The organism is Sphingomonas sp. 2SG, from assembly GCF_005503285.1.
GTDB lineage: Bacteria > Pseudomonadota > Alphaproteobacteria > Sphingomonadales > Sphingomonadaceae > Sphingomonas > Sphingomonas taxi.
On sequence record NZ_SCMZ01000077.1, the window covers coordinates 1 to 11,383 of the forward strand.

The following is an 11,383-nucleotide window of genomic DNA, read 5'->3' on the forward strand; positions in this document are numbered from 1 at the left end:
CCCTCCACCACCACGCTAACGCGTGGCGGTCCCCCTCCCCCTGGCGGGGGAGGATTTATCCTCAGCCATGCGGGTGGGCGTTGCGGTAGACGTCGAGCAGATGCGCCGCGTCCACCGCGGTATAGACCTGGGTCGAGCTCAGGCTGGCATGACCCAGCAGTTCCTGCAACGCGCGCAGGTCCGCGCCCCGGCCGAGCAGATGCGTCGCGAAACTGTGTCGCAGCGCATGCGGGGTCGTCCGCTCGCCAAGCCCGAGCTGGCCCCGTGCCCGCTGCACCGCCTTGCGGACCATGCCGGGCGACAGCGGCCCGCCCTTGGCGCCGCGGAACAAGGGCGCCTGCGGATCGAGCACCCATGGCTGCTGCGCCACATAGGTCCCGATCGCTTCGCGGACCTGCGGCAGCAAGGGGACGATCCGCGTCTTGTCGCGCTTGCCGGTCACCGCCAGCGTCTCGCCGAGCGGCAGCACCGCCGCCGGCAGCGCGATCGCCTCGCCGATACGCAGCCCGGCACCGTAGAGCAGCAGCAGCACCGCCCAGTCGCGCGCGCCGATCCATGGCTCGACCGCCGCATCGGCCACCGCACCGGCGAGCGCCAGCGCCTCGTCGGGCGACACCGGCCGCGGCACCCCGACCTTCACCCGCGGTCCACGCAACCGCGGCACCACGCCGTCCGGCACCGCAAAGGCGAGGAAGCCGCGCACCGCCGAAAGCTCGCGCGCGGCGGAGGCATTGCCCAGCCCTTCCGCGCGGCGCGCGGCAAGGAAGGCGCGCAGGTCCGCCGCCGTCACCTGCGCCAGTGCCGCCGCATCGGCACGTGCGCCCCAATGCGCCTGAAGAAAGGCGGTGAGCCGCTCGGCGGTCGCCTGATAGGCGCGGACGGTATGCGCCGACCGCCGCCGGTCGCGGGCGAGATGCGCCGCCCAGCGGACCGACAAGGGAGGCCCGGATGCGCTCATCGCGACCCCGCCACGGCACCCGCAGGGTAGCTCAAGAAGAACATTTTAACCCTTTTGAGACAACATCATAGTGGCCATGAATGATCATCAGTCGTCGTCCCATCCATCCTATGACGAAGCCGGCCGACTCGCCGCGCTGCATGCGCTGGCGCTGCTCGACAGCGAACCCGAGAAGGAGTTCGATGCGCTCGTCGCGCTGGCGGCGGAGCTGCTCGGCTGCCCGATCGCGCTGCTGACGCTGATCGACCAAAAACGGCTGTGGATCAAGGCGAGCACGGTGCCCGGCGAGCGGGAGCTCGATCGCGACGTCGCCTTCTGCGATCGCACGATCCGCCAGGATCGGCCGCTGATCGTCGACGATCTCACGCAGGATGCGCGCTTCGACAGCTTCCCGCTGGTCACCGATGCCGGCATTCGCTTCTATGCCGGGACCGCGATCCATGTCGCCGACGGCGCCGGCGTCCGTCAGCCGATCGGCACGCTCTGCGTCCTCGACACCAGTCCGCGCTCGCTCAACGCCGCCGGCCATGCCGCCTTGGAGCACCTCGCCAGCCTCGCGGAGGCGCTCATCGCGGCACGGCGGACCGCGATCGAGGCGATCCGCATCGCCACCACCGGCGAGGAGCTGGTCCGCCGGCTCGAGCGCAAGGAGCGCATCTTCCGCCAGGCCGAGCGGATCGCGATGATCGGATCGTGGCGCATGTCGGTCGCCGATGCGGCGCTCGAATGGTCGGAGAACGTGTTCCGCATCCACGGCCTGCCGGTCGGTGTGGTGCCGCCGCTCGACGGCGCGCTCGATTTCTATCCGCCGCACGCCCGGATGATGGTCGCCGATACGATCCGCCAGGCGCTGGAGACCGGCGAGCCGTTCGAATTCGACACCGATCTGATCACCGCCGACGGCCGCCGCCGCCGGGTGCGTGCCGCCGCCGAGGTCGAGGCGTCCGACGGCATCGTCCAGGCGCTGGTCGGCGTGTTTCAGGACATCACCGGACAGCACGAGCTGGAAACGCGGCTGCGCCATTCCGCGGATACCGACGCGCTGACCGGTATTCCCAATCGCGCGGCGTTCGACCGCGAGCTGGATCACGCGATGCGGCGGGCGCGGATAGACGGATCGCCGCTGATGCTGGCGCTGATCGACCTCGACGGGTTCAAGGACATCAACGATGCGCTGGGCCACGGCGTCGGCGACGACGTGCTGCGGTTGACCGGTGCGGCGCTGACCGAGCCGTGGCTGCGCAATTGCTTCACCGCGCGGATCGGCGGCGACGAATTCGCGGTGGTGATCACCGATCCGGTGATGATCGCCGACCCCGACCGGCTACGTGATCGGCTCGAGGCGGCATTGCACATCCCGGTCGAGAGCGGTGGCATCACGATGACGAGCGCCGGTTCGGTCGGGCTCGCGACGTTCGACGCCGATTGCCATTCGCTGCGCGATTTCGCCCGCCGCGCGGACGTCGTCCTCTATGCCGCGAAACGCGCCCGCGTCGGCCAGACGCAGCGCGCGAACGTCCGCAAGGCCGCTTAACGCTTTCCGACGAGTCGCCGAGCCCCCATATGGGGCGCGTCATGTCCTCGCGTGCCCGCGTCCTCGTCCTCAACTCCGCGCTCGGTCCGCTCGATTATCGCGTGCCGGCGGGCATGGCGGTCGAGCCGGGCTCGGTCGTCATCGCGCCCTTGGGGCCGCGTCAGCTGCTCGGCGTCGTCTGGGAACCCGAGCGGCTGCCCTCGGATGCAGAGGTCGGCGACAACCGGCTGCGGCCGCTGCTCGGTACGGTCGACGTCCCGCCGCTCGCCGCGCCGCTGCGCCGGCTGGTAGAGTGGACCGCAGATTATTATCTCGCGCCGCCCGCCGCGGTGGTGCGGATGACGCTCGCCTCCACCTCCGCGCTGGAGGGATCGCGCACCGCCACCGAATATCGCGCCACCGGCATCGTCCCGCCGCGCCTCACCCCGCAGCGCGAACAGGCGCTGGAGCGGATCGGCGACCGGCAGGGGCTGATCCGCGAGCTGGCGACCGCCGCCGACGTTTCCGACGCGGTGATCCGCGGCCTCGTCAAGGCGGGCGCGATCGAGGCGGTCGAGGTGGCGATCGACAGCCCCTATCCGCATCCCGACCCCGCCTTCGGCCCGCCGCAGCTTGCCGGCGAACAGCAGGCGGCGGCAGCCACTTTGGTCGAGGGGGTCGCCGCACATGAATTCCGCCCGACCTTGCTCGACGGCGTCACCGGCTCGGGCAAGACCGAGGTCTATTTCGAGGCGGTCGCCGAGGCGATCCGGCAGGGCCGGCAATGCCTCGTCCTGCTCCCCGAGATCGCGCTGACCGAGCCGTTTCTCAAGCGTTTCCACGACCGGTTCGGCTGCGAGCCGGTGGCGTGGCATTCCGGGCTGCGTTCGACGCAGCGCCGCCGCGCGTGGCGGGCGATCGCGACCGGCGAGGCGCTGGTGACGGTCGGCGCGCGCTCGGCGCTGTTCCTGCCCTATCGCAACCTCGGGCTGATCGTCGTCGACGAGGCGCATGAGACCAGCTTCAAGCAGGAAGAGGGCGTCCATTATCACGCCCGCGACGTCGCGGTGATGCGCGGCAAGTTCGAAGGCTGTCCGGTGATCCTCGCCAGCGCCACGCCGGCGATCGAGACGCGGCAGCAGGTCGCGCTCGGCCGCTATGCCGAACTCAAGCTGCCCGGCCGCTACGGCGCCGCGGAGATGCCGACGATCGAGGCGATCGACCTGATCCAGCAGCCGCCCGAACGCGGCCGCTGGCTCGCGCCCAAGCTCGTCACCGCGCTGGAGGAGACGCTGGCCAAGGGCGAACAGTCGCTCCTCTTCCTCAACCGCCGCGGCTATGCGCCGCTGACGCTGTGCCGGACCTGCGGGCATCGCTTCCAATGCCCCAATTGCACCGCCTGGATGGTCGAGCACCGGCTGACGCGGCGGCTCGCCTGCCATCATTGCGGCCATGTCCTGCCGACTCCCCGCGCCTGCCCGGAGTGCAAGGAGGAGGACAGCCTCGTCGCCTGCGGTCCCGGCGTCGAGCGGATCGCCGACGAGGTCACCGCGCTGTTCCCCGAGGCGAAGACCGCGGTCGTCACCTCCGACACGATCTGGTCGCCGGCCAAGGCGGCGGAGTTCGTCGGGCGGATGGAGGCGGGCGACATCGACATCGTCGTCGGCACGCAATTGGTGACCAAGGGCTATCACTTTCCCAATCTCACGCTGGTCGGAGTCGTCGATGCCGACCTCGGACTGGAGGGCGGCGACCTTCGGGCTGCCGAGCGCACCTTCCAGCAGATCCGGCAGGTGTCGGGACGCGCCGGGCGTGGCGCCAAGCCGGGGCACGTGTTCATCCAGACGCACAGCCCGAAGGCGCAGGTTATGCAGGCGCTGGTCACCGGCGACGCCGACGCCTTCTACGAGGCGGAGACCGAGGCGCGACGCGACGCCGGTGCGCCGCCATTCGGTCGCTATGCGGCGATCGTCGTCTCGTCGGAAGAACAGGCCTGCGCCAACGAGATCGCGCGGCTGGTGGCGCGCTCCGCGCCACAGGTCGACGGCATGGCGGTCTACGGCCCTGCCCCCGCGCCGCTGGCGATGCTGCGCGGCCGCCACCGCTATCGGCTGCTCGTCCATGCCCGCCGTGCGCTCGACGTGCAGGACGTGATCCGCGATTGGCTGGGCGCACTCGACTGGCCGGCAAAAGCACGCGTGACGGTGGACGTCGATCCGTATAACTTCCTTTAGCGGACCAATTCAGGTCCAACAGGGGGTGTGGCGAATGACGACACGGCGCGGATTTCTCGGCGGGGCGGCGGCGACTGCGGGCGTGGCATCACTGGCCGGAGCGGCGCAGCCCGGCGGCGGCGCGATGATCGTCTCGACCTGGGATTTCGGCGCGGCGGCCAATGACGCCGCCTTCGCGCGGATCAAGGCGGGCGGCACGCTGATCGACGCGGTCGAGGCCGGTGGCATGGTGCCGGAAGCGGATCCGAACAACCATTCGGTCGGCTATAGCGGCTATCCCGATCGCGACGGCCATGTCACGCTCGACGCAGTCATTATGGACGACCGCGGTGGCGTCGGCGCGGTGGCGGCGCTGGAGGATACGGTCCACGCCATCTCGGTGGCGCGGCGGGTGATGGAGAAGACGCCGCATACGTTCATCGTCGGCGAGGGCGCGACGCGCTTCGCCCGCGACCAGGGCTTTCCCAAGGTCAATCTGCTCACCCCCGAAGCGGAGAAGGCATGGCGCGACTGGCTGAAGACCTCGCAATACAGACCGGAAGCGAACATCGAGAACCGCCGGCCCCGTGGCGGCGCGCTCGACCATGACACGATCGGCCTGCTCGCGCGGACTGCGGACGGGCGGATGGCGGGGGCGTGCACGACCTCCGGCATGGCGTTCAAGATGCGCGGCCGGGTCGGCGATTCGCCGCAGGTCGGCGCGGGCCTCTACGTCGAGGCGGGCGTCGGCGCGGCGACCTCGACCGGGCTGGGCGAGGAAGTGACGCGGGTGTCGGGCAGCGCCCGCGTGGTCGCGTCGATGCGCGCCGGCCTGTCGCCGCAGGCGGCGTGCGAGGAGGTGGTCCGCCATATCGCGACGCTGCGCGGCGATGCGATCAAGGGGACGCAGGTCGGTTTTCTCGCGCTGTCGCCAAAGGGCGAGGTCGGCGCCTTCTGCCTGCTGCCGGGGTTCACCTATGCGGTGACCGATGCGGCAGGCGTGACGGTGGTAAAGAAGGGGCCGTCGCTGTTCGCGGCATGAAAAAAGTGCGGGTGGTCGCGACACCTACTCGTCACCCCGGACTCGTTCCGGGGTCCACTTCGCGGCCAGGAGAAAGGCTGGAGGTGACACCATTCCCTTGCGGCCCGGTGGACCCCGGAACAAGTCCGGGGTGACGGAGCACTCGGGGAGACGGTCGCCCTTGCAGCCTGCTCGCGTATCAGGCGGCGCGTTCGGCCAGCACGGTCAGGCCCTTGGCGTTGACCTCGGCGAAACCGCCCTGAATCGCGATCGTCTCGGGCTGGCCGCCCTCGGTGCGATAGACCGACAGCGCGCCGTCGCGCACCGTCGACATCAGCGGTGCATGGCCTTCGAGCACGCCGAAGTCACCCTCGGTGCCGGGGACGACGACCATATAGACGTCCTCGGAACGGACGAGCTTCTCAGGCGTGACGAGTTCGAAATGGAGCATGTTATCGCAAGGTCCTGAGCGCGATGCCCGTGATGCAGGCAATGATGTACATGGCGGCGACAAACTGGGCGATCACCCAATTTCCGCGCGCGCGGAATGGATCGATCACAGCTTCAACACCGCGATCAGAATGCCAGCCGTGGCAACGATGACGCCCATCAGCCAGGTCAGCAACTGCGTCTTCGCGCTTTCCAGTCGCGCGCTGAGCCGTTCTTCCATGAGCTGGATATCGGACTTGGTCGCAACCCCGTCCGTCACCGCCCGACCGATGGCAGAAGCGATCGCTTCCGCCTGCGCGGCGGGAAGTTCGGTGGCCTTCAGGTCCCGGGCGATCGAGAGCGTATCGACGTTCACGAACCCAGCCTAACCGAACCTCCTGCCGAAGTCGATTACGCTTCCTGCGCGAGCTTCTCGGCCTTGGCGACGACCTCGTCGATGCCGCCGACCATGTAGAAGGCCGCCTCGGGCAGATGGTCGTATTCGCCGTCGACGACTGCCTTGAACGAGCGGACGGTGTCTTCGATCTGCACGAACTTGCCGCTGATGCCGGTGAAGACCTCGGCGACGTGGAAGGGCTGGCTGAGGAACTTCTGGATCTTGCGCGCGCGCGTCACCGTCAGCTTATCCTCTTCGGACAATTCGTCCATGCCGAGGATGGCGATGATGTCCTGCAGCGACTTGTAACGCTGGAGCAGCGACTGGACCGCGCGGGCGGTGTCGTAATGCTCCTGACCGACGACGCGCGGTTCGAGCACGCGGCTGGTCGAATCGAGCGGATCGACCGCCGGATAGATGCCGAGTTCCGAGATCGCGCGGTTGAGCACGGTCGTCGCGTCCAAGTGGGCGAATGAGGTCGCCGGCGCCGGGTCGGTGAGATCGTCTGCGGGAACGTAGACAGCCTGCACCGAAGTGATCGAACCCTTGTTGGTCGAGGTGATACGCTCCTGCAGCGCGCCCATGTCGGTCGACAGCGTCGGCTGATAGCCCACCGCCGACGGGATGCGGCCGAGCAATGCCGACACTTCCGCGCCCGCCTGGGTGAAGCGGAAAATGTTGTCGACGAAGAACAGCACGTCCTGCCCTTCCTGGTCGCGGAAATATTCCGCGATGGTCAGGCCCGACAGGGCGACGCGGGCGCGGGCGCCCGGCGGCTCGTTCATCTGGCCGAACACCAGTGCGACCTTCGAACCCTCGCTGGTCGGATTGCCTTCGGCATCCTTGGCGATGACGCCCGCGTCGAGGAATTCGTGATAGAGGTCGTTGCCCTCGCGGGTGCGCTCGCCGACGCCGGCGAACACCGAGGTGCCGCCGTGGCCCTTGGCGATGTTGTTGATCAGCTCCTGGATCAGCACGGTCTTGCCGACGCCGGCGCCGCCGAACAGGCCGATCTTGCCGCCCTTGGCGTAGGGCGCGAGCAGGTCGATGACCTTGATGCCGGTGACGAGGATCGCGTTCTCGGTCGACTGGTCGACGAACAGCGGCGCCTCGGCATGGATCGGCGCGCGCAGGTCGGTCTGCACCGGGCCGCGCTCGTCGATCGGCTCGCCGATGACGTTCATGATGCGGCCGAGCGTCGCCGGGCCGACGGGGACGCTGATCTGCGCGCCGGTGTCGCGGACGGTCTGGCCGCGGGTCAGGCCCTCGGTCGCGTCCATCGCGATCGTGCGGACGGTGTTCTCGCCGAGATGCTGCGCGACTTCGAGCACCAGCTTGTTGCCGTTGTTGTCGGTCTCGAGCGCCGAGAGGATCGCCGGCAGATTGTCCGGGAAGTGGACGTCGACGACGGCGCCGATGACCTGGGCGATCGTGCCGGTGGTGTTGCTGCTGCCCGTCGACTGGGTCGGGCGGATGTCGTCTGCGGCGGTTGCCATGGCGGTTCTTCCTGCTTCGGATTCGTTAGAGCGCTTCGGCGCCGGAGATGATCTCGACCAGCTCGGTCGTGATCGCGGCCTGACGCGTGCGGTTATACTGGATCGACAGGCGATTGATCATGTCGCCCGCGTTGCGGGTGGCATTGTCCATCGCGTTCATGCGGCTGCCCTGCTCGGATGCGGCGTTTTCGAGCATCGCGCGGAACACCTGGATCGCGACGTTGCGCGGCAGCAGGTCGGCGAGGATCTGCTCCTCGTCGGGCTCATATTCCACCACGGCGCCCGCCGAGGTGACCGGCACGTCCGCCTTGGTCTCGTCGACCGCGACCGGGATGATCTGGCGACCGACGGGGAGCTGCACCAGCGCCGAGACGAATTTGGCGTAGAACAGATGCGCGACGTCGAACTCGCCCGCGGCATAGCGTGCGAGCAGGTCGTCGGCGACTTCGCGGGCCTGCTGGAAGCCGAGCGTCTTGTGGCCGCCCAGCTCGTGATCGGCGAGGATCGCGTTCGGGTAGAAGCGCCTGAGCACCCGCCCCTTCTTGCCGGCGAGATAGAAGCGCACGGTCTTGCCCTGCGCCTCCAGCTCCTCCGCCTTGCGGCGCGCGGCGCGGACGATGTTGGTGTTGAACGCACCCGCCAGACCGCGCTCCGAGGTGGCGACGACGATCAGATGCACCTGGTCCTTGCCGGTGCCCGACAGCAGCGGCGACACGGTCGCCCCGCCGGCGAGCTGGCGCGACAGGCTGGAGACGACCGCCTCCAGCCGCTCCGCATAGGGACGGCCGGCCTGCGCTGCCTCCTGCGCGCGGCGCAGCTTGGCGGCGGCGACCATCTTCATCGCCTTGGTGATCTTCTGGGTCGATTTGACCGAGTTGATCCGGATCTTGAGGGCCTTCAACGACGCCATTGTTGTCCTTCATGTGCTCCTGCGCAGGCAGGAGCCCAGGGTTACCAAGCGAGCCGCTCTGGGCTCTGGGCTCCGGCTTGCGCAGGAGCACCGGATGTTACGCGAAGGTCTTCGCAAACTGGTCGAGCGCGGCCTTCAGCCCCGACTTGGCCTCGTCGCCGAGATCGCGCGTCTCGCGGATCTTGGTGAGGACGCCGGCGTGGTTGGCGCGCAGATCCTGCAACATCGCCTGCTCGTAGCGGACGACGTCGGTCACCGCGACCTTGTCGAGATAGCCGTTGGTGCCGGCGAAGATCGACGCGGTCTGCTCCTCGAAGGGCATCGGCGAGAATTGCGCCTGCTTGAGCAGCTCGGTGAGGCGCGCGCCGCGGTTGAGCAGGCGCTGCGTCGAGGCGTCGAGGTCAGACCCGAACTGCGCGAACGCCGCCATCTCGCGATACTGGGCGAGCTCGAGCTTGATCGAGCCCGACACCTTCTTCATCGCCTTGGTCTGCGCGGCCGAGCCGACGCGGCTGACCGACAGGCCGACGTTGATCGCCGGGCGGATGCCCGCGAAGAACAAATCGGTTTCGAGGAAGATCTGGCCGTCGGTGATCGAGATCACGTTGGTCGGGATATAGGCCGACACGTCGCCCGCCTGCGTCTCGATGATCGGCAGCGCGGTGAGCGAGCCGCCGCCATTGGCGTCCGACATCTTGGCGGCGCGCTCGAGCAGGCGGCTGTGCAGATAAAAGACGTCGCCCGGATAGGCTTCGCGGCCCGGCGGACGGCGCAGCAGCAACGACATCTGGCGATAGGCGACCGCCTGCTTCGACAGATCGTCGAACACGATCAGCGCGTGCATGCCGTTGTCACGGAAATATTCGCCCATCGCGGTGCCGGTATAGGGCGCGAGGAACTGGAGCGGTGCGGGCTCCGACGCGGTCGCGGCGACGACGATGGAATAGTCCATCGCGCCATTCTCTTCGAGCGTCTTGACGAGCTGCGCGACGGTCGAGCGCTTCTGGCCGACCGCGACATAGACGCAATACAGCTTCTTCGACTCGTCCGACGACTGGTTGACCGTCTTCTGGTTGATGAAGGTGTCGATCGCGACCGCCGACTTGCCGGTCTGGCGATCGCCGATGATCAGCTCGCGCTGGCCGCGGCCGACGGGAACGAGCGCGTCGATCGCCTTGAGGCCCGACTGCATCGGCTCGCTGACCGACTGGCGCGGGATGATGCCCGGTGCCTTGACCTCGACGCGGCTGCGCTTCTCGGCGACGATCGGGCCCTTGCCGTCGATCGGGTTGCCGAGGCCATCGACGACGCGGCCGAGCAGGCCCTTGCCGACGGGGACGTCGACGATCGTGCCGGTGCGCTTGACGATATCGCCCTCGCGGATCTCCGAGTCCGAGCCGAAGATCACGACGCCGACGTTATCGGCCTCGAGGTTGAGCGCCATGCCCTGCACGCCGTTGGCGAATTCGACCATCTCGCCCGCCTGGACGTTGTCGAGACCGTAGATGCGCGCGATGCCGTCGCCGACCGACAGCACCTGACCGGTTTCGGTGACCTGCGCTTCGGTGCCGAAGTTGCTGATCTGGTCCTTGATGACCTTGGAGATTTCTGCGGCGCGGATATCCATCGTGAGTTAGCCCTTCATCGCGTGCGCGAGAGTATTGAGACGGGTGCGGATCGACGAATCGATCATCTGTGAACCGATGCGGACGACCAGGCCGCCGAGCAAATCGGGGTCGACCGACAGGTCGACGGAAACGTCGCGGCCGACGCGCTGGCGGAGCTGCTGCTTGAGCTCGACGACCTGCTCGTCGTTCAGCGGATGCGCGCTGGTCACCTCGGCAGCGATCTCGCCACGGTGGCGCGCGGCGAGCTGGCGGAAGGCGCGGATGATCGCGGGCAGCTGGCCGAGGCGGCGGTTCTCGGCGAGGACGCCGAGGAAATTCTTCGTCGTGGCGTCGATGCCGAGCGCATCGGCGGTGGCGAGCACCGCCTTCACCGCGGCGCCGCGGGCGACCAGCGGGCTGACGGTGAGCTCACGGAAATCGGCGCTTTCGTTCAACGCGTCGCGCACCGTGGCGAGGCTGGATTCGACGGTGTCGATCGTCCTGGCGTCGCGCGCGAGATCGAACAGGGCGATCGCGTAACGCCCACCCAGGCTCGCCTGAATACCGCCGCCAGAAGTGCCGATGGATGTCTCCACGGAGCTGAAGTCCTCGTGCCGAATGTTGGCCCATGGGGAAGAGGGCGCGCGATGCACGCCTGCTATGGGTGGCGGGCGGCTAGCATGAGGGGGCGGTCAGTGCAAGTATCGAGCGCGCAAAGTGGTGTGCCGGCGGGGGTTTGAGCGCGGCAATTCCTCCCCCGCAAGGGGGAGGTGGCGGCGCGCAGCGCTGACGGAGGGGGAGGTTAGGATGGAGGCTCCCGCCCTTACCTCCCCCTCCAC

The 11,383-nt window shown here is 68.4% G+C and carries 10 protein-coding genes; 3 read left to right on the forward strand and 7 right to left on the reverse strand.

Features of this window, described 5'->3' with window-relative positions:
• Nucleotides 1-61: 61 nt before the first annotated feature.
• Nucleotides 62-958: a tyrosine recombinase XerC gene (locus FFS23_RS18970; RefSeq protein ID WP_137899828.1), complete on the reverse strand. Its 897-nt coding sequence runs from the start codon at nucleotides 956-958 to the stop codon at nucleotides 62-64.
• A gap of 76 nt (nucleotides 959-1,034) precedes the next feature.
• On the opposite strand from FFS23_RS18970, the gene FFS23_RS18975 reads away from it, so the two are divergent.
• Genes FFS23_RS18975 through FFS23_RS18985 form a run of 3 tightly spaced genes read left to right on the forward strand, consistent with a single transcriptional unit; the run spans nucleotide 1,035 to nucleotide 5,726 of the window.
• Nucleotides 1,035-2,492 carry a diguanylate cyclase domain-containing protein gene (locus tag FFS23_RS18975; protein WP_137899829.1) on the forward strand — a complete coding sequence of 486 codons (1,458 nt, stop codon included), beginning with the start codon at nucleotides 1,035-1,037 and terminating at the stop codon, nucleotides 2,490-2,492.
• Between the two features lie 41 nt (nucleotides 2,493-2,533).
• Nucleotides 2,534-4,705 carry a primosomal protein N' gene (locus FFS23_RS18980; protein ID WP_137899830.1) on the forward strand — a complete coding sequence of 724 codons (2,172 nt, stop codon included), beginning with the start codon at nucleotides 2,534-2,536 and terminating at the stop codon, nucleotides 4,703-4,705.
• A 34-nt stretch (nucleotides 4,706-4,739) separates the two neighbouring features.
• Complete coding sequence (locus FFS23_RS18985) at nucleotides 4,740-5,726, forward strand: glycosylasparaginase (RefSeq protein WP_137899831.1); 987 nt, start codon at nucleotides 4,740-4,742, stop codon at nucleotides 5,724-5,726.
• A gap of 178 nt (nucleotides 5,727-5,904) precedes the next feature.
• Here the strand turns inward: FFS23_RS18985 and FFS23_RS18990 are convergent, their stop codons facing one another.
• The 6 genes from FFS23_RS18990 to FFS23_RS19015 form a co-directional block, all read right to left on the reverse strand.
• Nucleotides 5,905-6,156, reverse strand: coding sequence for an ATP synthase F1 subunit epsilon (locus FFS23_RS18990; protein ID WP_037535488.1), 252 nt, complete (start codon nucleotides 6,154-6,156; stop codon nucleotides 5,905-5,907).
• Nucleotides 6,157-6,261: 105 nt separating this feature from the next.
• Entirely contained in the window at nucleotides 6,262-6,510 is a 249-nt protein-coding gene (locus FFS23_RS18995) for a hypothetical protein (protein WP_137899832.1), read from the reverse strand.
• Nucleotides 6,511-6,545: 35 nt separating this feature from the next.
• A complete protein-coding gene (atpD, locus tag FFS23_RS19000; protein ID WP_038662646.1) occupies nucleotides 6,546-8,027 on the reverse strand; it encodes a F0F1 ATP synthase subunit beta in 1,482 nt (493 codons plus the stop codon).
• A gap of 25 nt (nucleotides 8,028-8,052) precedes the next feature.
• On the reverse strand, nucleotides 8,053-8,937 hold the full coding sequence (locus tag FFS23_RS19005) for a F0F1 ATP synthase subunit gamma (RefSeq protein WP_137899833.1): 885 nt from the start codon (nucleotides 8,935-8,937) through the stop codon (nucleotides 8,053-8,055).
• A gap of 97 nt (nucleotides 8,938-9,034) precedes the next feature.
• Nucleotides 9,035-10,564, reverse strand: a complete 1,530-nt coding sequence (gene atpA / locus FFS23_RS19010; RefSeq protein ID WP_137899834.1) for a F0F1 ATP synthase subunit alpha — start codon at nucleotides 10,562-10,564, stop codon at nucleotides 9,035-9,037.
• A 6-nt stretch (nucleotides 10,565-10,570) separates the two neighbouring features.
• The gene (locus tag FFS23_RS19015) at nucleotides 10,571-11,140 is read right to left on the reverse strand and encodes a F0F1 ATP synthase subunit delta (protein ID WP_171009552.1); all 570 of its coding nucleotides are present in this window, start codon (nucleotides 11,138-11,140) and stop codon (nucleotides 10,571-10,573) included.
• Nucleotides 11,141-11,383 lie beyond the last annotated feature (243 nt).